This is a genomic window from Polyangiaceae bacterium, assembly GCA_020633235.1.
Lineage (GTDB): Bacteria > Myxococcota_A > Polyangia > Polyangiales > Polyangiaceae > JACKEA01.
Window position 1 is genome coordinate 317,790 of sequence record JACKEA010000009.1, and the last position, 20,725, is coordinate 338,514.

Annotated in this window: 17 protein-coding genes; 7 read left to right on the top strand and 10 right to left on the bottom strand. The window is 66.8% G+C overall.

The window, feature by feature from the left end; translation table 11 throughout:
* Position 1 precedes the first annotated feature (1 nt).
* On the bottom strand, positions 2–376 hold the full coding sequence (locus tag H6717_39440; GenBank protein ID MCB9583179.1) for a hypothetical protein: 375 nt from the start codon (positions 374–376) through the stop codon (positions 2–4).
* A 243-nt stretch (positions 377–619) separates the two neighbouring features.
* Positions 620–1,876: an aminotransferase class I/II-fold pyridoxal phosphate-dependent enzyme gene (locus tag H6717_39445; GenBank protein MCB9583180.1), complete on the bottom strand. Its 1,257-nt coding sequence runs from the start codon at positions 1,874–1,876 to the stop codon at positions 620–622.
* A 250-nt stretch (positions 1,877–2,126) separates the two neighbouring features.
* Between H6717_39445 and H6717_39450 the strand changes: the two genes are divergently transcribed.
* Positions 2,127–2,708, top strand: a complete 582-nt coding sequence (locus H6717_39450; protein ID MCB9583181.1) for a DUF4202 domain-containing protein — start codon at positions 2,127–2,129, stop codon at positions 2,706–2,708.
* Between the two features lie 113 nt (positions 2,709–2,821).
* Positions 2,822–4,024, top strand: a complete 1,203-nt coding sequence (locus H6717_39455; protein MCB9583182.1) for a hypothetical protein — start codon at positions 2,822–2,824, stop codon at positions 4,022–4,024.
* 179 nt (positions 4,025–4,203) lie between these two features.
* Here the strand turns inward: H6717_39455 and H6717_39460 are convergent, their stop codons facing one another.
* The 5 genes from H6717_39460 to H6717_39480 form a co-directional block, all read right to left on the bottom strand.
* Positions 4,204–5,112, bottom strand: a complete 909-nt coding sequence (locus H6717_39460; GenBank protein MCB9583183.1) for a hypothetical protein — start codon at positions 5,110–5,112, stop codon at positions 4,204–4,206.
* 140 nt (positions 5,113–5,252) lie between these two features.
* A complete protein-coding gene (locus tag H6717_39465; GenBank protein ID MCB9583184.1) occupies positions 5,253–6,488 on the bottom strand; it encodes a VWA domain-containing protein in 1,236 nt (411 codons plus the stop codon).
* A gap of 10 nt (positions 6,489–6,498) precedes the next feature.
* Positions 6,499–7,734: a VWA domain-containing protein gene (locus H6717_39470; protein MCB9583185.1), complete on the bottom strand. Its 1,236-nt coding sequence runs from the start codon at positions 7,732–7,734 to the stop codon at positions 6,499–6,501.
* A 59-nt stretch (positions 7,735–7,793) separates the two neighbouring features.
* On the bottom strand, positions 7,794–8,351 hold the full coding sequence (locus H6717_39475; GenBank protein ID MCB9583186.1) for a hypothetical protein: 558 nt from the start codon (positions 8,349–8,351) through the stop codon (positions 7,794–7,796).
* Between the two features lies 1 nt (position 8,352).
* Positions 8,353–10,590: a nitrite/sulfite reductase gene (locus H6717_39480; GenBank protein ID MCB9583187.1), complete on the bottom strand. Its 2,238-nt coding sequence runs from the start codon at positions 10,588–10,590 to the stop codon at positions 8,353–8,355.
* Positions 10,591–10,715: 125 nt separating this feature from the next.
* Between H6717_39480 and H6717_39485 the strand changes: the two genes are divergently transcribed.
* The 4 genes from H6717_39485 to H6717_39500 all read left to right on the top strand — a co-directional run bounded on the left by H6717_39485 (position 10,716) and on the right by H6717_39500 (position 16,260).
* Positions 10,716–12,338, top strand: coding sequence for a patatin-like phospholipase family protein (locus tag H6717_39485; GenBank protein MCB9583188.1), 1,623 nt, complete (start codon positions 10,716–10,718; stop codon positions 12,336–12,338).
* A 35-nt stretch (positions 12,339–12,373) separates the two neighbouring features.
* Positions 12,374–14,080 carry a proline--tRNA ligase gene (locus tag H6717_39490; GenBank protein ID MCB9583189.1) on the top strand — a complete coding sequence of 569 codons (1,707 nt, stop codon included), beginning with the start codon at positions 12,374–12,376 and terminating at the stop codon, positions 14,078–14,080.
* On the top strand, positions 14,077–15,273 hold the full coding sequence (locus H6717_39495) for an aminotransferase class I/II-fold pyridoxal phosphate-dependent enzyme (GenBank protein MCB9583190.1): 1,197 nt from the start codon (positions 14,077–14,079) through the stop codon (positions 15,271–15,273). Before H6717_39490 ends, H6717_39495 begins: the two co-directional genes overlap by 4 nt.
* A gap of 150 nt (positions 15,274–15,423) precedes the next feature.
* Entirely contained in the window at positions 15,424–16,260 is an 837-nt protein-coding gene (locus H6717_39500) for a hypothetical protein (protein ID MCB9583191.1), read from the top strand.
* A 10-nt stretch (positions 16,261–16,270) separates the two neighbouring features.
* On the opposite strand, the gene H6717_39505 is transcribed toward H6717_39500, so the two are convergent.
* Positions 16,271–18,013 carry a methylmalonyl-CoA mutase family protein gene (locus H6717_39505; protein MCB9583192.1) on the bottom strand — a complete coding sequence of 581 codons (1,743 nt, stop codon included), beginning with the start codon at positions 18,011–18,013 and terminating at the stop codon, positions 16,271–16,273.
* Positions 18,014–18,058: 45 nt separating this feature from the next.
* Entirely contained in the window at positions 18,059–18,535 is a 477-nt protein-coding gene (locus H6717_39510) for a hypothetical protein (GenBank protein ID MCB9583193.1), read from the bottom strand.
* A gap of 63 nt (positions 18,536–18,598) precedes the next feature.
* Between H6717_39510 and H6717_39515 the strand changes: the two genes are divergently transcribed.
* Positions 18,599–20,146, top strand: a complete 1,548-nt coding sequence (locus tag H6717_39515) for a hypothetical protein (protein ID MCB9583194.1) — start codon at positions 18,599–18,601, stop codon at positions 20,144–20,146.
* On the opposite strand, the gene H6717_39520 is transcribed toward H6717_39515, so the two are convergent.
* Positions 20,140–20,725: hypothetical protein (locus H6717_39520; GenBank protein ID MCB9583195.1), on the bottom strand; the 586-nt coding region annotated here is incomplete at its 5' end. The two genes, H6717_39515 and H6717_39520, sit on opposite strands and share 7 nt — an antisense overlap.

The following is a 20,725-nucleotide window of genomic DNA, read 5'->3' on the forward strand; positions in this document are numbered from 1 at the left end:
TCTAGCTCTGCTTGGAGTCCGCTTCGTTCAGCGCACGGCGAAGCTCCTCGGTGGCCCGAGTCAAGCTCACCGGCGGGATGGTCATCTGTCGGCGCATCCACTCCTCCGCCTTGTCGACCTCTGCAGTGACCTCAAACGGCGTCTTTCGGCGACCGCTGAGCATCGACATGCCCGCGAGCACGCTCCGCCCTACCGCCGCTTTGAATCCGGTCCCTTCGACGACGCAGGCCACGCACTTGAGCCGATCACCCAGGCCGTTGATGAGATCCGCGGACGCCTTGCGAAGGTCCGAGTCGGGAGCGCCCGCGGTCGGCTCGATGACACACAAGAACCCGCCGTTGCCGCCGCTCTCCTCCACGGTGCTCGTCAAGCCCATGCGTTGCTTCTGGAACCGCGCGTGGGTCACCTCCCCCCGCCAGATCACGATGCAAACGGGACCCAGTTGACCGACGGCGATGCCATCCGAAGCGGTTGATACCTGTAGGGCGGCTGGAGCGTGAGATAGCGACATTGTTCCGAGGGTCGATTGTAGGAAGCCCCCCGGAGATGTGAACCACAAAGTTCCTTCGGGCCCACGGACGGAAAGGTGCGTTCGTGTGCGCTCCTGCAGTTTTCCGGGCTAACCGGCCTGAGCGCGACGCGGGAGCATGGCCACGCCAGCCCGCGTGAGCTCTTCGGAGAGAGCCGCCATGAAGGCGCGCAGATCCTCGAAGCTGTTATGCATGGAGATGGTGAAACGCAGGCCTGCCCGCCCGAGGGGAACTGCCGGGAACGCGCTCGGAGAAACGTAGAAGCCCCGCTTCCACAGCGCTTGAACGATGCCGTAGGTGACGTCTTCCTTCCCGCAACGCACGAAGAAGACCGGGGTCCGGTCGTGGGTGGGCAGGCCAACGTCGAGGGATTGGGAGAGCGACAGCACCAGATCGATACGTTCCAACAGTCGCTCCTGGAGATCAGCGAACTCGGGTGTGAGGTGCAGCCGCGCAGACGCAACCGCGGCGCCGAGCATGGGCGGTTGAACGGGTCCCGAGAACATCATCGGACCCGAGCAGCGCCGCACGCGGGTCCGAAGCGTAGCGTCGGGAAACACCAGAGCGCCGCCTGCCGCGGAAAACGCCTTGTTGAGGGACAAGGCGACGATCACCCGGCTCCGATCCGCAAGGTGCTCCAGTGCGAACCCGCGACCGTGGGTACCGGTCCACGATGTGGAGTGCGCGTCGTCGATGTAGAGGTGGAGCTTGGGGTACTGCCGCAGCAGCTGCTCCAATTCCTTCGCTGGAAAGAAGTCGCCCAGCATGGAATACAGGCCGTCGAGGACGTACCAGACTCGGTTGTGCTCCACGGAGAGCTCTTCGAGCTTCTGCTCGAGGAGCTCCATTCGGCTGTGCACCACGCCGGTAACCGGGATCCCCTTCAAGAGGCCGACGGCGGTCTGCAGGCTCGCGTGCGCGAACTGGTCGACGATGACGGCGTCGCCCGGCTCCACGAGTACCGGCAAAGCTCCGATGTGCGCCAACGTGGTGGACGGCGCCACCATCACCTGGCCACCGGTCATCTGACCCAGCAGCTCTTCGAGCTCTTCATAGAGGGGAGAGCTGACGAAGGCGCGCGAATAGGAGAACTGGGTGCCGTAGCGCTCGGTAGCGTCGATGGTGCCTTGCTTGAGCTCCGGCCGGAGCTCGAGGCCCATGTAGCTACAGCTGCCCAGGTTCTTCATCGAGCCCGTCGTCAGTTCGAGGGTTTCGCCGGTGTAGGCTTGACCCTGCGCCTTGTGCAAGACGAGTCCTGCGTTCTCCGCTTGCACCATGGCGTTCTCCACTGCATCCACCAAAGTGCGAGCAGCGCGTCGCGTACCGGAAGCTCTCTTGTTCATCATTTGACGAGATGACACGCGACCGCTAGCAACGGCAGGTGCCCCAGTTTGGATTCCCGACAGGAGTTGGCGCGACCGATCTGGACGAACCAAGAGCTGACGACGACGAGCTTGCGACCTGTCGCGCCGCGAGGCAATCAGCGCTCCCACTACCGAATGACATGCATCAGTCTGCTACGAGAAGCCACCTTGCGCCCGCGGGACGTCGGGTTTTGGCGCTTCGGTTTCGGCAGGGTGACGATAGATTGATCACATGGATCGCTTCAACCTCGCCGTCACCGAGCTCCGACGCCTGAGCGCGGAAGATCCGAGTCGAGAGCAGGGTCAGCCGCGTGAGCTGCTGCACGCGGATCGCCTTTCCGAGTGGCTCGAGCGTATCGCGCCCGAGGCTTCCGAAGCTCTGCGTCTTTCCGCCTATTGTCAGCACTTTCTGCGCTTCAAATGGCCTCGTTCTCGCTTTCCAGAAGGGAGAGAGGGCTACCTGCGTTGGCGCAAGGAAGCCCAGGTCTTTCACGCTGCGGAGGCGGAGAAAGTACTTCGCACAGTGGGCTATGGGGACGACATGGTCGAAGCCGTTCGGCGCATCGTTCAGAAACGAAATCTGAAGCACGACAGAGACGTGCAAGTGATGGAAGACGCGTTGTGTCTTTCGTTTCTCGAGCACGAGCTCGGCGCCTTCGCCGCCAAGCACGACGACGAAAAAGTGGTTCACATACTGAAGACCACATGGCGCAAGATGAGCACCGACGGTCAAGTCCGCGCGCGTGAGCTTTCAGCAGATTTGCCCGCAAACTTGCAGACTCTTCTCGCTCGAGCGCTGGCAAACGCAAGTTGACGACGATGTCGGACAACGTGCGCCGGTCGCGCGCGTATCACCCGCAGGGGTGATCCACAAGCCTCGCCTCTCATCGTAATCTCTAGAGTGGCAATTACCCTGAGGAGGCCGCAATGCTGACCACTCGCTCTTTCCGCTTGGCTGTCGTGCTGCTCGGGCTCACGGGGATTGCCTGCAGCAACGCCGTCGACGACGGCAAGGCGTCAGAGCAACAGGAGACCAGCGTCCAGAACGCGCTGGAGATCTCCGTTGGCAAGAGCTCGCTGTCGGTGGAGTACGCCTCCTTCTACGCTCCTCCCGCTGGAGTAGCCGGTGGCAAGACCGTCGTCTTCGTGGGCTCGCCGTTGGAGGGCAAGGTCAACGTCCTCAGCCGTTTCTCCGGACAGCCCGTCGGTGAGCTGCCGCCCCCCGAAGGCGGCTTCATCTTGCCGTTCGTGCTGCACTCCACGGGCAGTCATCGCGTCACGCTCTTGGACGCCGGTGGGCTGCCGAGCCCGGATCCCTTCTATCCGGCCAACCCCACGCTGTACGAATACGACTATGGCTGGCACGCGGGGCAGTTCTCCGCGACGTTGAAGAAGAGCATCAGCTTCCAGGACGCGACCATCGGGTTCGCGGAAGACTTCGTGAAGCTGGCGGACGGAAGATACGTGGTGTCCGACGCGATCCTCGGAGGCATCTGGACGGCGGACCCGGACGGCACCGTGCACCCGGGCATCGTCCCCGCGAGCGACGCGCCGGAAGACGCCATCCCGGAGATCACCATCTGCGACAGCATGCCGCTGATTCAGGTGGGTGGCGTGCCGTTCCTGTTTGCCGGCGCGACGCTGCCCGGCGTGTCGCCCCTGGAGGCGCGCTTCGGAAAGCTCTACTTCTACTCACCGTGTGCCGCGGGCCTGTACTCGGTGCCGCTCTCGGTGCTGTCGGACAACCGCGCCCCCTACGAGCGCGCCGCCGACATCCAGCTCGTATCCCCAAAGCCGGCGAACATCGAGGTCGAACAGCTCCTCGCCCTCACCTTCGATCCGCGTCCGAACAGCCCCTGGGTATATGCAGCGGATTCTCTGCAGCTGCAGGTCATTCGGATCAACGTGCTGACGGGCAAGCGCGAGGTCGTGGCTTCCGACCCGACGCTGTTCAACTTCCCGTCCACCATGGCGTTCTTGCCGCCCGTTTTCGGCGTCTCGCCGCTGGTCGTCGTCTCCAATCAGCAGCACCTGCTGACGCTCACCAACTACGCGATCGACACGGACATGCCGCACCTGCCGTTCCTCGCCACGAAGGTGTTCATCAAGCAGCACCCGCACTTTCACTGAGCTCGAGCGCGGACATCCCCGAGCCCCGAGGGCATCGCCTTCGGGGCTCTCTGCGTCCATCCTTGGTGAGGGTCTTTGTTGGTGCGGCGCGATCCCCGTCCCTGACGCTGGTCGAAAAAAAGCGGGGCGGTCTCCGAGGAGCCCGCCCCGCCGGCACGGGGGATGCGATTCGATTCGTCTCAGAAGTCGTTCGGGGGAGGCGTCGAGAAACGGCCGGGGAACGGGTCGGCGTTGTGACGGCGGTCGACCTCCGCGGGGGTCCAGGGCCAGCTCGAGCCGCGCTCTTGGAAGAAGGCGACGCCGATGACGCCGACGTTGCGGTCGTCACCCTTCTTGGCGGCGTAGGAGCCGCGGACGCTGCCGAAGCGGAACGCTGCGACGGTGTCGAAGTTGCGGCGGAAGCCGTCAATCTCCACGGTCGCGAAGGGGTTCAGGATGTATCCGCGGTTGGAGAAGGCGCCGGCGCGTCCGTTGATGACGTCCAGGCCGTCGACGGTGGCCACGGCCTCGAAGCGATTTCCAGTATTGTTGCGGATCTGAATGACGTAGCGCTGGCCGTGCTCGCCGACCACGTAGGTACTACCGCCGGAGCTGAACCCCTCGAGGGGCCGGCCCCCGGCGTCGAGCAGGCGAACCGTAAAGGCGCCGCTACCGATGCGAGAGCTGCCGTCGCTGAAATCCGAGATGCCACTGCGTCGCGCCATGGCTCGGACGCCTTCCGCGTCGTTGTAGAAGAGCTTGGACATCGCCACAGGGCTGTCGGGATCCTCGCGGAAGAACGGTGCCGTCGATACGTGGCTGTCGCGGTTCTCGCCCCAGCGAGTGCCGAGCCCGGGACGCGACTCGGGCTCCGCCGCGCTCTTCTCTTCGAAGGCGCGGTCTGCCGAAGCGCCCGCCGACTCGGAGGTGGGAGCGCTGGCCGGCGCGGGTTGACCGGGCTGGGCGTAGCCGGCGGAGTCGTTCGAGCCCTCGCTGTACTCGGCACCCCCCATCGTACCGGGGCTTGCCGGGGCCTGCTGCGAAGCGCCGCCGCACGCCGCCGCCATGAGCGAAGCCAAAACTGCGGAAACCAAGCTCGTTCGTGTCATCGTCGTCCTCCTGTCCGTGCCTCGAACCTGAAAACGGGGACGACCCCAGGGCCTTACAGGGAAAATGTGGCGCCGCGGGATTCCGCGGGTTTTCGTGGGGTTCGGGCCGGGTGGTTCCGCGGCGGACCAACAAGAACCCGTCAGCGGATGTTGCTGAGGCAGCCCAGGTCGATGCTCAGCGTCGTGCCCGGCTTCTTGGCGTCGTCACAGGCGCTGCCGCACAGCAGGATCTTCGACTTGCTGGCGTCGAACTGCCAGCCGTCGGCGCCCTGGTCGCAGGGCGTGGAGTCGTCCTTGGGGATATCGGCGCCGTTGTTCTTCACCTTCACCGAGTCGTAGTCGATCTTCTGGCCGGGCTTCACGCCGGGCATGTCGATCTCGCAGGAGAGCGCCGTGCCACTGATGACCGCCAGCGCAGCCTGCAGGTCCTGGCTCAGGTTGGTGCTGGTCGTCATGTCGAAGTGGCAGTCCCCCACGTCGGCGGGGCCGGGCGGGGACGGATCGTGGGTGCAGGATGAGCTGGTGGGCGTTCCCCCCTGGTAGGCGATCTCGGAGAGCAACGCGCGGCCGTCTTCGCTGCCGGGCACGCCGATGACGAAGGTCCGGATGTTCACCGAGCGGGCGTTGGGGATGTCCTGCGTCAGGAGCCCGGAGATGGCGCTCGGCTTGCAGGTCTCGAAGCCATCGGTGATCACCACCACGAACAGGTTGCCGTCGAGAGCGCCCGTCTTGAGCTGCTCGTACAGGTGCTTGTAGGAGAGGATGGTGGCGCCGACGAGGGGCGTCTGCCCCTTGGGTGAGATGCCGTCCAGGAACCCCTTGAGCGCGGCGTTCTGCGTCGCGTCCATGGGCAGCACGCCCACGTCTGGGCTTTCCGTGGGGATGCACTCGCTCCCCGAGATGGGGAAGCTGACCATGCCCACGCTGGCGTTTCCGCCGGCTTGGATGTCGTCCAGGGCCTGCTTGAGCGCATCGCGAGTGAGCTCCCACTTCGTGGGTTGGCTCGGGAATTTCGGCACGGGGCTCTGCTCGCACTCGGCGGTGCTCTGCCCGTCCGTCGGCAGGTTGCAGTTCATGCTGCCGCTGCGGTCGACCACGAACAGCAGGTTGGCGTGCACCAAACTGCCGCCGACCACGGTGGACGCGCACGCATCGCCGGCGTTGCCTCCGCTGCCCCCGGTGGCGCCGGTGCCGCCCCCCGAGCCGCCGAACAGGATACCCGAGTCTGCGGCCGTGCCACCGCCCGATCCGGAAGCCGCGGAGCTGCCGCCGCTTCCGAAAGTGCTGTTGCCGGGATCGTCGCTGCCACAACCGACGTAGCCGAGGGTCAGCGCCGTGGCCGCGGCAAAGGCGGCGCTTCGAGCTCGCTTTCTCATCTCGACCTCCTCAAGATCCCAGGCAACCCAGCGCAATCTGGATGCCAGCATTTTGGTCCGCCGAAACCGCGGTGCACGTCGCCGGGCACAGCACGATGAGCTTCGGGTTTGCGTTGTTGTCGTAATGCCAGCCACCACCCGCGCCGCATTGAGACGCGTCGTTCACTCGCGTCAGCTGCTGGGCAGGCCCACCGCTCCCCGGCGTGTACTCCACGATCACCTTGTCCGGATCGATGACCCCGGCGTCGGTGTCCGGGATGGTGTACTGGCAGCCGATGGCCGTCTGCTGAATAGCCTGCAAGACGGCCAAAAACACCTGCGGATCCCCGTTGGCCACGTTGTAGAAGTGGCACGGCGACACGCCGCCGCCGCAGTACTGGGTGTGGGACGGCGCTCCGGCGTTGTTCGCCAAAGTCTCCAGGTTGGAGAAGGTCGCGCCCGTCATGCCGATCACGAAGGTGGGGATGTTGGTGGTGCCGAAATGGTTGGCCAAGATGGTGTTGATCTGGCTCACACTCGTCGGACTGCAGGACGTCGGGTCGCCGTCCGTGATCAGCACGCCGATCATCTTGCGACCGGGCTGCTCGTGGGCGGCCGTGTAGGAGGCGATGCCGTTAGCGGCGGCAGAGGTGGGCGTGTTGCCGCCCGGCGCGGCGCCGTTCATCGCGGAGTTGAGCGCCGCGACGTGATTGGGCAGCGTGTTCATCGCCACCTGCGCGTTGGTGAGATTGGGACACGAGCTGCCACTGAAGAACGACAGCGCCACCCCGGTCCCCACGGAGCTGGGAGCCGTGAAGAACTTGTTGAGCGCGTTGATGGCGTAGCACCACTTGCTGGTGCCGGTGGAGCCGACGTTGCAGTCGGTGCCCATGCTGCCGGACTTGTCCAAGATGATGTACATGTCGAGGGGCAACGGCTCGGCTTTGATGGCGGACGCCGCGCAGGTCGCGTCCGGCGAAAGCGCCGCGTCTTCCGGATCTGCGTCGTAGCCGAAGCTCACGTCGGCCAAGCCCGCTTCGGCGCCGCCGCTGGCCGCTGCACCGCCGCTGGCCGCCGCGCCCCCGTTGCCGCCGCTGGCCGCGCCCCCACCCTGCCCGCCGGTGGACGAATCGCCGTTCTGTCCCCCGCTGGCGGCAGCTCCGTCTTCAGGTCCCCCGCTGATCGTGCCCGAGGATCCGCAGCCGACAGCGAGGGAGAGCGTTGCCGACACCATTGCGAGACCCAACCCCAGAATAGATGCCCGCATACATTGATACTGAACCTTTCCGCGAAAGAAGCAACGCGGAGTATTCCTGCGACACGCCCCTACACGAGGCGCGCCAGCAGCTCTTGCGGGCTGGGACGACTGGCGGCGCGCGCGTGGATCGCGAGTGGTGCGCGCGCATCGCTCGACGCGTGCGAAAGCGCCGTTTCGTCCCGGTACAAATTCGTCAACACGCTCGATAGCTCGCGGCTCACCTCCGAGAAGGTGGCGTCGTCGTTGGGCGCGTTCAAGCGGTCGACGAGCTCCAGCAAGAGCTCGTCGGTCTTGAAGCGCACACCTGTGGCGGCCTCGAGACGCACGGCGGCGGCAAGCAGACGCTGGAGGCCGTCGCGCAGACGCTCGCCTTCCGGCGGCGCTTGCCGTTTGCGGCTGTACGTCAGGCCGGGACGACCGTCGCCCTGATCCCAGTAGTAGTCCCCCGCGTGGCCGATGAGCACGATGCCCGGCCCTCGATGCACGTGGCGGTAGTCCGCGACGTCGATCAAGAGCTCGTCGTCCAGGGCTTCGTCGCGGATCCAGCCGTGAAACACCTCCACGAAGGCATCCAGCTCCGCGGCGTGCTCCGCGAACAGCTTGAGCTTCAGCTTCTCCGCGCGCATGTCAGGACAGGGCGCCGCTCAGGCGCGTGTAGCATTGGTGGGCAGCGTCCACGAACAACTGGGCTTCCTCGATCAGCTGGTGGGCGGCTTCTTCCGACACTCCGTTGATACCTTCCCGGTGAGTACGAAACAGGAAGTGGGCGAACTTGGCTCCCGCGAACGGGTCTGAGAACAGCTGGGTGTCCACCAAATGGGTACGGAACTCCCGCACGATCTCGTCTGGCTCTTCCCCGACATTCGGCGACTTCTCCCGAGTGAGCGCCCGCGCCGCTTCCAGCATCGCGCTGTAGGCGCGCGCCGCCGCGTCGTGCGGGCTGCCGGCGTCGAGCAAGAGCTGCGCTTCGAACACCTCGCGCTCGCTGGCCGCCAGGCCCATCTGGACGAACGGCACGACCTCCCCCGCACACTCGCCGACGCCCATGTCCCCGATGGTGTACTCGCGCGGGTCGCCCCAGTCCGTGTAATACGAGGGGTCCACCTCGTAGGGGGGCACCTGAGTGAGATCCTCCACTTTGTCGCGCACCGCCTTCTTTCCGATGCGCTGCACGTACGCGCGATACGTCTCGCCCTCCTCGCGGTTCTGCGCGTAGTCCCGACTCAAGCGCTCGACGGCGGTGGGAACGTTCTTCGACGGGATGGCACCGATGGCGAGGCCGAAGGCGCCCGCGTTCTGGCTCCACTGCCCGCCCACCACCAGCTGAAAGTGCGGCACCCGGCGCCCGCTCACGGTGCGGCTGACACCCAAGAAGCCGATGTCGGCGACGTGATGTTGACCGCACGCGTTGAAGCATCCGCTGCACTTGATGTGCAGTCCGCGAGCCGCCTCGGGGATCTCCCCGTTCAGCACCGTGAGGCGGCGGCGGAGCTCGCCGGATAGGCCGCGGGAAGCGGAAATCCCGAGCTTGCAGGTGTCCGTACCCGGGCATGACGTCACGTCGCTGATGGTGCCCGCGCCCGGTTCTCCCAAGCCGATGGCGGCGAGCTCCTGGTACAGCTCCGGAATGTCGGCCTGGGAGACCCAGCGCAGCAAGAGGTTCTGATCGACCGTCGCCCGGAGGGTGTCGCCGGTGAATCTCCGCGCGAGGCTCGCGACCGAGCGCGCTTGATGACTGGTGAGGTCGCCGAGGGGCAGCGTGATGGTGGCCACGGCGTAACCCTCTTGCGCTTGGGGCCGCACGTTGGAATCGATCCAACGCTGGAGCTCGGGAGAGTGCCCCTGCTTGGGAAGCTCGGATGCGGCCCTCAGGGGTTTTTCCTCCACTTCCGAGGGATTTTCGATCATGTCGGTCCAACGCGGATCCGGCCGAAGTCCGGCGCGCTCTTCACGGATCAGCCTGGACAGCTCCTCCATCCCCAGCTTCTTCACCAGGAACTTGAAGCGCGCCCGGGAGCGATTGTCCTTCTCCCCCAGCCGCGCGAACACGCGACACACCGCCTGCGCCAAGGGCAAGAGCTCGTTCACCGGCACGAACTCGTCCAGCAGCTTGGCCCCCTGCGGAACCGACCCCAGTCCGCCTCCCAGATAGAAGGCGAAGCCACGCTCTAGGCGACCGTCCACGCTGCGCGTGCGGGCCACCAGACCGATGTCGTGGAAGTTCGTGAGGCCGCAGGGCTCGTCGGCGCAGCCGCTGAAGGCGATCTTGAACTTGCGCCCCATGTCCTGCACGTCGTCGTGCCCAAGGAGGAAGTGCGTCAGCGCATGCGCATAGGGAGTGACGTCGAACGCCTGGGTGTTGCAGGTGCCGGCGTAGGCGCAGGCCGTCACGTTCCGCACGGAGTTGCCGCAGGCTTCTCGCGTGGTGATACCGACCCGCGCGAGGCGGCGCATGAGATCCGGCGTGTCCTCGATGTGAACGAAGTGCAGCTGGATGTCCTGGCGCGTCGTCACGTGGAGGATGGAGTCCGAGTACTCCTCCGCGAGCTCCGCCATCACCTCCAGCTGCTCCGCGCCCAGCTTGCCGAACGGGATCTTGATCCGCTGCATGCCGGGGGCGTCCCACACCGTCGTGGGGCCCTTGCTGGGGCGCTCCGGAAACGGCAGCGTTCGAGTCGCCACGCCGTCGTGGCGCTGACCGTTGTCGTAGCGCTGGCCATAGACCCCACGCCGGAGGCGCGTCTCCGCGAACAGCTTCTCGTCGATGCGACCCTGCTGTCGGAGCTCGAGCTGGGTCTCGAAGATGTCGATCTCGCGCGCCCAGTCGTCGCGGATCTCCCCACAAAGCGCGCTCTTCCAGCTCATGGCTGGATCTGTACCCGGCATTTCCGATAATACAAGTAGGGAATACTAACAGGGGACGACAACTCCTGTGATATCAGTCATTTGACGATAGGAATTAGCACACCAAATTACTCAACAATTCGACCATGAGCCGTCGAGTCCTGTGCTACTCCCCCGGCCGCACACCGTTTCAGCGCCTCATGGCCGACGCGGTGGACAGCGGTGTGCTCGACAGCGTCGACGGACGCTTCCTGCACGGTGAGCTGTCCATCGAATGCCTCACCGTGCCCACGCCGGAAGAGGTGCTGGCCAGCCTGGCGCGGGACTACGTGCACCTCTTGGTGGTCGACCTACGCGGGGGTGTGGAGGCCATCAGCCGAGGCCGCGCCCTGCTGGACGTACTCGACAATCCCGACGACGTGGAAGCGCGCTACGGCTTTCATCGCATCATCGCGCTGGTCTCCGGAGACGATGCCCAGGCCGTGGATCGCCTCACCGTCGAGCTCGGACGCCGAGGCATCGGCACCGTCCTTCGGGAGTATCCCGACGAGCCGGAGGGAGCCTTCGCGCTGGTCGTCGTCATGGAGGTGATCCGCCAGTTGGCCAAGCGCATCCCGGGCAAGACGGCAGTCGCGGCCTCCGGCGGTGGCGTCACCGGCATCTACTTCGAGCTCGGAGCCCTGAAGTGCCTCGACGACTGCATGACGCCGGGGGTGAACCAGCTCGACATGTTCTTCGGCATCAGCGCCGGAGCCGTCGTGACCAGCATGTTGGTGCAAGGCTACTCCCCCGACGAGATCATGGCGGCCATCGCCGGCCATGGCGGCGGCCGGGTGCCGCGCCTGGACCTCCGGCTCTTGCGTCTCGGGCACCTGAATTTCCCCGACCTGGGGCGGCGGATGTGGGCCGCCACGGACGTGCTCTGGCGCGCGCTCTACGACGTGGCCTGGCACCGCTCGCTGCCGAGCGCCAACGACCTGTTCCTCGACTACACCTCGCTGGTGGGCCCGCCGCTCCGGTCCGACGGCTTCGAGCGCGTGCTCAGCGAGTTGTTTTCCCGCGCGGGCACCACCAACGACTTCCGCGAGCTGCCACGCCCGCTGTTCGTCGGCGCGTCGGATCAGGACGCGCGGCGTCCCGTGGTGTTCGGCAGCGAGGAGTACGACTACATCCCCATCAGCCTCGCGGTACAGGCGTCGCTCAGCGTGAACCCCGCTTTCGCCGCCGTGCAGATCGACGGACGTTACTACGAAGACGGCGCCGTGACGCGCACCAGCGACTTCGTGGAGGCGATCGAGCGGGGCGCGGATCTGGTGCTCGTGGTCGATCCGTTCTTGCCGTACGTCTCACGCCAGGTGGGCGCCAACAACCGCCGCGGCATTCTGTACAACATCGATCAGGACATTCGCAGCATGTCCTACACGCGGTTCGAGAACACGCGTAACTGGGTGCTCCGACAGCGCCCGGAAGTGAGCAGCTACACGTTCTTGCCATCCAACCGCGTGCGCCGAATCCTGTCCGTGAACCCGATGGATCACCGGCCCTTCTTGGCCATCTGGAAAGGCGCGTACCTGTCGACGTTCCAGCGTATCGAGCGACTGTCCCACCGTATGCGCGGAGATTTCGCCGTGCACGGCATCAAGCTCGAGCTCGACCGCGCACGCGCGGTGGCGGACCGGCTCGCCAGGACCGCCGATCCCGCCTTCGCCGACTTCTTCCCGGACGCGCGGGTGGAGCTGCGAACGCCGCCCCTGTGCCGGACACACTGACGCCCGGCGAGCGCCCGTGGTAGGAGGCCCGGGCCATGCGTTATCGCCGCGCTCTCATCCCCACGCTGAAAGAAGCTCCTTCGGACGCCACCAGCGCCAGCCACGTCCTCTTGCTCCGTGCCGGTTACGTCCGGCGGGTGGGCGCCGGCGTGTACAGCTTCTTGCCGCTCGGCGTCCGCGTGCTTCGAAAGATCGAGAGCATCGTGCGCCAGGAGATGGATCGCGCGGGCGCGATGGAAGTGCTGCTGCCGGCGCTGTTGCCCGCCGAGTATTTTCGAGAGACCGGCCGCTGGGACGTGTACGGCGACACGCTCTTCCGCCTCAAGGACCGCAAGGGCTCCGACTACCACCTGGGGCCCACTCACGAGGAGATCATCACGGATCTCGCGCGGCGGGAGATCAAGAGCTACCGGGACCTGCCCAAGAACCTGTACCAGATCCAGACCAAGTATCGGGACGAGCCGCGCCCCCGTGGCGGCCTCCTGCGCTGCCGCGAGTTCAGCATGAAGGACGCCTACTCCTTCGACGTCAGCGAGGACAATGCTCGGCAGAGCTACGAGCAGATGCGCGTGGCCTACACGCAGATCTTCGATCGCCTCGGTCTGAACTACCGCATGGTCGCAGCGGACTCCGGCGCCATGGGCGGCTCCGGCAGCGCGGAGTTCCAGGTGCTGGTGCAGAGCGGAGAGGACCTCGTCGCGGCGTGCTCCCAGTGCCACTACGCGGCCAATCTGGAGGTCGCCACCACGCCGCCCTTCCCGCGGCGCGGAAACCCGGACGAGACTCCCGAGAAGAACAAGGTCCACACGCCGAAGCAGCGCACCATCGAGGAAGTGAGCAAGTTCCTCGGCGCCGGCCCAGACCGCTTCTTGAAGAGCCTCTTGTACGTAGCAGACAAGGAAGTCGTGATGGCCGTGGTGCGCGGAGACCACGAGATCAACGAGATCAAGCTGGCCCGCGCCGCTGGTGTGAACGAGGTGTTCCTGGCGAGCCCGGAGGACGTCAAGAAGGCCACCGGCGCCGAGGTGGGCTTCGCCGGCCCCGTCGGTTTCGGCGGCAAGATCTTCGTGGATCGCGACGCTCAGAACGTGGTGGACGGCATCACCGGCGCCAACGAGAGCGACTATCACTTCGAGCACGTGCAGCACGGTCGGGACTTCGAAGGCAACGTCGTCGAGATCCGCAGCGTGAAGGACGGCGATCTGTGCCCCGAGTGCGGCGCGTCCCTCGGCGTGTACCGCGGCATCGAGGCCGGTCACATCTTCCTTCTGGGCACGCGCTACAGCGCCCAGATGGGAGCCAACTACCTGGACGACTCCGGAGAGAGCCATCCCCTGATCATGGGCTGCTACGGCATCGGCGTGTCGCGCCTGGTAGCCACCGCGGTGGAGCAGTTCAACGACGCCGACGGCATCCTGTGGCCGATGAGCATCGCGCCCTACCACGTGCACGTGGCGCAGCTGGGCAGCGAACCCGAGGTGCTCGAGGCCGTGGCCCAGCTCGAAAAGGAGCTCGAGGCACGCGGCGTGGAGGTGTTGGTGGACGATCGCGAGGAGCGCCCCGGCGTCAAGTTCAAGGACGCCGATCTGATCGGCATCCCGCTGCGCATCACCGTTGGCGCCAAGAGCCTCGCCAAGGGCGGCGTGGAGCTGAAGCCCCGCAGCGAGAAGGACCCGAAGAAGGCGGAGCTCTTGCCCCTTGCAGATGCCATCGAGAAGGTCGTGGGCCTGGTCCGCGCATGACGGACAAGCGCCGCTTCGCCAGCTCCACGGAGTCCGTCCACGCCGGTACGGATCGCAAGCGGCCGCATCACACGCTCGCGAGCACCATCGCGCAGACCGCGACGTTCACCTTCGACGACAGCGCGGATCTCGAGCGCTACATGCGCGGGGAGGACCCGGATCCCGAGCGCGAGGAGTACGGTCGCTACGGCAACCCCACCGTTCGTGAGGTCGAGCGCCGGGTGGCCACGCTCGAGGGTGCGGACGACGCCGTCGCCATGGCCAGCGGCATGGGCGCCATCTCCACGGCAGCCTTGGCGCTGCTCCAGAGCGGCGATCACGTGGTGCTCTTCCGCGACTGCTATCGCCGCACGCGTCAGCTGGTCACCCGCACGCTGCAGCGCTTCGGCATCACGCACACCATCGTGCCGCCGGCGGATCTCGATGCCCTCGACGCCGCCATCACGCCCGCCACGCGACTGGTGATCGCCGAGTCCCCCACCAACCCGTACTTGTTCTGCACGGATTTGGCCGAGCTCGCCGCTCGCACCAAGGCACGTGGGCGCATTCGCACGCTGGTGGACGCCACCTTCGCCACGCCGGTGAACTGCCGCCCCCTGGCGGAGGGCGTCGATCTCGTCGCCCACAGCGCCACCAAGTATCTCGCCGGCCACAACGACGTGCTGGGCGGCTTCGTCGCCGGCCCCAGTCACCTGGTCTCGTTGATCCGTGATCTGCGCGGCGTGCTCGGCGGCGTGCTCGATCCCCACGCGGCGTTTCTCGTCGGCCGCGGGCTGAAGACGCTCAACGTGCGTGTGGAAAAGCAGAACGCCACCGCGCACGCGGTGGCTCGCTTTCTGGAAGGGCACCCGGGCGTCTCCCGCGTGTACTACCCGGGTCTGCCGAGCCATCCTTCCCACGCCATCGCCGAGAAACAGATGCGCGGCTTCGGCGGCGTGGTCTCTTTCGAGATGGAGGGCGGTCGCCAATCGGCCTCCAGGCTCGTCGACGCCTGCCAGCTCGCCCGCATCGCCCCTTCCCTGGGCGGGGTGGAGACCCTGATCGAGCAGCCGGCCTTGATGAGCTATTTCGAGCTCTCGGACGCCGAGCTCGCCGAGGTCGGCATTGCCCCCGGCTTGATTCGCCTGAGCGTCGGTATCGAGGAGGCCGAGGACGTGATCTCCGACCTCCGGGCCGCCTTGGACCAAATCTGAGCAAGATTCCACGCTTGTTTGTTGGTTCGCCGCACGACCACCCCTTCACCCTGCACCTAGCTCCCGTGGCCACACCCTGGATGCCTGCTCATCACCCCTTGGGGTGACAATGACGTAGACGAGGGGCAGCGCTATGCTCCCAACCAGGCGGTGGAAGCGATCCGAAGCTGGTTTCTGCGCGACGTGCTCGACTACATCGAGCGGGATCGCGGTTCTGAAGCGCTCACGCGCCTGGGCGAGCGTTTGCCCGATCGCCTCGGCGAGATCCTCGACCCCGCCACGCTGCGCACCAGCGCCCCCACGGAAACCGTACCGATCGCCACCGGCGAAGACGCGCTCTTATCCATCGAATCCGCACTGGGGGACGGCTCGGGCAAGGTGCTCGAAGGGATCGGTCGCGAAATGGCGACGCGATTCCTGTCTCACGGCGGCGCCGTGATGACCGGGGATCTGATCGGCACCCTCTCGCGGCTGCGCGTCCCCTTCGAGCACCCATTCATCGGCGTGGACCTGACCTACGAGATCCAGCGCACGCCCGGCGGCTTCTCCATGACCGTCGGCGCGGCGGGGCACCCCCGCGCCACCCGCATCCTCCGGCACCTTGCCTCCGGGGCGATCCTCGCTGCCCAGCGCTACGCGCGGGAAACGGGCACGCCGAAGCTCTACGGGGAGGTTCGCGGAGACCGCGCCATCATCGACGTCGTGCTGCGCGCTACGACGGAGCCGACCCCCGTCATCGTGGAGGCCGACACCAACAGCATGCGCCGTCCGTCTCGCCCGTCCATGCGCGCCGTTCCGCAGCCGAGCTTGAGCCGCCAAGTGGAGGAGATCCTGTCCCGGAGCCAATCCACCGAGCCCAGCGGCGTGCCGCCGCGGCGATCGTCGGAACCGCCCGTATCGTCCTACCGCCGCACCCCGAGCAGCTTCCCGGCAGCGCGTCCACCGAGTGAGCCGCCGCCGCGCGAATCGGTGCGCAAGCCGAAGTGACCGCGTAGAGTCAGAACTCCGCCGGGTCGCTGTAGGTCCCGAACACGTCCCGCAGGACGTCGCAGATCTCCTGCTCCGTACAGTAGGCCCGGGCCGCCGCGATGATCGGCGGCATCAGGTTCCCGTCGCTCTTGGCAGCGGCGCGCACACTTTCCAGCGCCTTTTCGGCCTCGACCTGGCTGCGCCCGGCCTTCACCTTGGCGAGCGCCTCCACCTGCTGTCGTTGCACGGCTTCGTCGATCTTGAGGGTCGGGATGGCATCCCCCAGCTCGTCGCTGACGAAGTCGTTCACGCCGACCATCACTCGCTCGCCCTCGTTGAGCTGGCGTTCGAACTCATAGGCGCTGCGAGCGATCTCGCGCTGCGGATAGCCCTTCTCCACCGCCTGCACCATGCCGCCCATCTCGTCGATGCGGCGGATGTAGTCCAGCGCTTCGCTCTCGAGGCGGTTGGTCAGCCACTCCACGTGATAGCTGCCGCCCAGCGGATCGATGGCGTTCGTGACCCCCGATTCGTGCGCCACCAACTGCTGAGTGCGAAGCGCGATGGTGACGGCCTCTTCCGTCGGCAGCGCGTAGGTCTCGTCCAAGGAGTTGGTGTGCAGAGACTGAGTGCCCCCCAGCACCGCCGCCAGCGCCTGCAACGCCACCCGCGCCACGTTGTTGTAGGGCTGCTGCGCCGTGAGCGAAACACCGGCGGTTTGAGCGTGAGTGCGGAGCTTGAGGCTCGCGTCGCTCTTGGCGCCGTAGCGCTCTTTCATGAATCGCGCCCACATGCGCCGCGCGGCGCGGAACTTCGCGATCTCTTCGAAGAAGTCGTTGTGCACGTCGAAGAAGAACGACAGCCGCGGTGCAAAGCTGTCCACGTCCATGCCGCGCTCGATGCAGCTCTCCACGTAGGCCAGCCCGTCCGCCAGGGTGAAGGCCAGCTCCTGCGCCGCCGTCGCTCCGGCTTCGCGAATGTGATAGCCGCTGATGCTCACGGTATTCCAACGCGGCACCTCGGCCGCGCAGAACTCGATCATGTCCGTGACCATGCGCATCGCCGGCCGCGGCGGCACCAGCCACGCGTGCTGGGCGATGAACTCCTTCAGCGCGTCGTTCTGCACCGTGCCACCGATGCGATCCCGCGAAATGCCTCGAACGTCGGCCAGGGCCACGTAGAACGCCAACAGCACGATGGCGGGCCCGTTGATGGTCATCGAGGTGGTGACCTTGTCGAGCGGGATCTGGTCGTACAAGATCTCCATGTCGCGCAAGGTGTCCACGGCCACACCGCACATGCCCACCTCGCCCAGCGCCCTGGGGGAGTCGGAGTCGTAACCCATGAGGGTCGGAAAATCGAAGGCCGTGGACAGCCCCGTCTGGCCTTGCTTCAGCAAATAGCGGAAGCGCTCGTTGGTCTGCGCTGGGGTGCCGAAGCCCGCGAACATGCGCATGGTCCACAGCCGCCCGCGGTACATCGTCGGCTGCACGCCGCGCGTGAACGGGTACTCCCCGGGCAGCCCCAGGTCCTTCGCGTAGTCCAACGGCACATCGGCGGGGGTGAGCAGGTCCGGAACTTCCACGCCGCTCCAGGTGGTGAAGCGCTCCTTGCGCGCCGGCATCTTGGCGAGGGTCTTCTCCACCTTCTCGCGCCGCCACTTCGCGATGGCTCGACGAAGCTCGGCGTGCGCGGCGTCACCCTGCGACTCACCCTCCGCGGAATAGATCGGGTTCGCCGTGCCCACGTCGCGCGTCAGATCCTGTGCCATGAGATGGAAATAGCCTCGCGCCGCCGCCTTGGCCAGCAGAGAGGCTCAGCACCCGGAAGGCGTGACGTCGGAGCTGGAAAGCGGCGTGCGCTCGCCGCCGCTCAGGGTGTCCTTGATGCTGCCGGAGACGCGCACTGGCCCGGCGCAAATGGCGTCTTTCGTTGCGGGATCCAGCAGGCTGGCGGAGTCGATCACGAAGCTCACGGTCTTGCTCTGCCCCTTGCCGACGGTGAGCGGGAACGTCACGCCCTGCGGGGTCGCCTGAAGCGGCGAGACCAACGTGTCGCCTCCACGCACCAGGCCGAAGGTCTCCAGCGTCACCGTGCTGCCACCGCTGGCCTCGGCGCCCACCTCCAGGAACAGCTCGAAGCCCCCTCCGAGCTGTGTGCCCAAGGTCTTCTGCTCCACGGAGATCTGCACGTTCCGCACCTTGGCGCCCAGGGTGACCGCGTCTTTGCTGCCGCAGCCCCAGGTCGCCACCGCCGCCACAAGCACCGCACCCACGCTCGAGAAACGCACCATCGGCCAACGATAGACCGCGCCCCCCAATTGGCAACCGAAACCGATGCGGTACATTCGCGCGCGTTGAGCTGGTCGCATCACGTGTTGGCCATCACGGGCTTGCTCGCGCTCTCGTGCGTGCCGGAGACGGGTGCGCGAGCCGCACCGCCGGCAAGAGCTGCGGAACACCCCACACCACCGCCGCCGGCTTCAGCGTCCGCCGAGCCCGACGCCAGCGCCCCACCCACTCCCGCCGGCGCGGTGGGAACGAGCGGCCCAGTGTCGGTGGAGGCCGTCTCGCCGCTGGCCACTTGGACCGTGCTCTGCCAAGCACGCAAGGACGAAGACGGCAGCGGTAGCATCTCCGTCAGCGTCGGCCCCCGCGGCGCTCTCGGCGGCGACCCGCTCTCGCGTTACCTGGCGCTCGGCTCTACCCCCGGCACGCCCATCGACGACGTCGCCGCCATCGGTCCGACGGGGCGCTATCTCGTGGTGCAGCGGGGCGGCGTCCTCTCTCTGGTGGACTCCTTCACCAACCGGGAAGCAAAGCTCGCGGACGCGGACGCTCGGCGTGACGCCTCTCCCTTCCTGCATCACCGCGCGGTGGCCTTCGCCGAAGTTGGAAACGTTCTCGTCTATCTGCGCCGACGTGGGAAGCAGACCCGCGTCGTCGTGCGCCAGCTGTCGAGCGGCCAGGAGCGCGAGCTCGAGCCGGGTGCGGGCGAGCCGTGGCGCATCGACGTGGATCCCACCGGCCAGGTCGTGGTGCTGTCCGTGGTCACCGAAGATTCGAACGAGAACCACCGGCTCAGTTGGCCGGTGAAGCCGCGGAAGGAGCCCTGGCCTTGCCACGGCCCCATCAGCACCTTTCCCTCTCCTTCTCCGGGTCCTGATGGCGTGACGCCGCGGATACTTCCCGTTTCCGGCGGCCCGGCCGTGGACGTCCCGGGCTTGGTCGGTGCGCTGGGCACGGCGGTGTTGGCTCGCACACCGGACGGCGCGCTCCGCCTGCGCGAGGGCCGCCGAGATCAGGAGCTGGCCCCGGCGGACTGCGGCGCCCGCGTGCTGTACGCCGATGCCAAGCGGAAGCTCGCGTTGGTCGCCTGTGCGGGCATGGAGGGTCGTCCCCCTCTGGAGCTCGTGAGTCCCGCCGGCCGGGTGAAGCTCGATGCCGACGTCGCCTACCTCGCCAGCGATCACGCGCCGAGCGCGACGCGTCGAATGCTCGCCGTCTACCCTGGTTCCGACGCCGCGTTGCTGGACCTGGATCAGCAGAAGCTGACGCGCTTGGCAAAGGGTGACGCCGTGCTCGCACTGGACGGCCCAGCCGCCTTGGTCCGCCGCGGACGGCATCTCCTGCTCGCGAGGGCGGACGGCAGCACGCGAAAGCTCGCGCCGCAGCTGCCGGAGTTGCCGCACTGGGCGGTGGGACTGCACCACGTGGCCGTCACCCCGGTGGTGGTGCGCGTGGCCACGGGAGAGGTGCTCGGCCAGTTTCGCGGCGTGCCGCTGGCCGTCAGCCCCGAAGGGCGCGTGCTGGTCGCGGAGCAGGACGGCGACGGCGAGCACCTGGCCCAGGGCCCCTTGCGCTGGATCGCGCCAGAGCCGCCGGGCGACGCGGGCACTCACTGATAGTCGATCTTCAACGTGGGCGGGGAGCCACCCTTGGCATTCTGGTAGTCGGTACCGTTCGTGGAGGCAGCGAACACTCCGAGGTACACGGGCGTGGACGCCTGCGGAAGGTTCGAGGGCAAGGTGAACGTGATGGTGCCGCCTTGCGCCGCGGCCCCCAGGTCCCCGGCCAACGGCGACGAGCCGACCTTGGAGGGCACCGCCGAGAACAGCGCCGCGCGGGTGAACGAAGCGACCCGCCACACGTCACCCGTGGAGTCGCTCTCGTTGCCGGGATTGCTTCCTACGGTGAGCGACAGCGATACCGACGTGACGGTCTTCCCCGCCAGCGCGCCATCCAGGTTGAACCTCAAGAAGACGGCCGTGGGTGCATTCGCGAAGTTGTCGTTCGTGAGGTCGACGCTCATCAAACCGGTCCCCGTCGCGGTCTCGCAGGCGTCGGGGTCGGGACTATCGACGTTGACGCAATCGGCGACCGCCGCGACGTAGCTCACGCTCCCGGGTCCGGCATCCGCCCCCGCCGCGCCGCCGGTTCCCGTCGTGCCGCCGGTTCCCGCCGTACCGCCGGTTCCCGCCGTA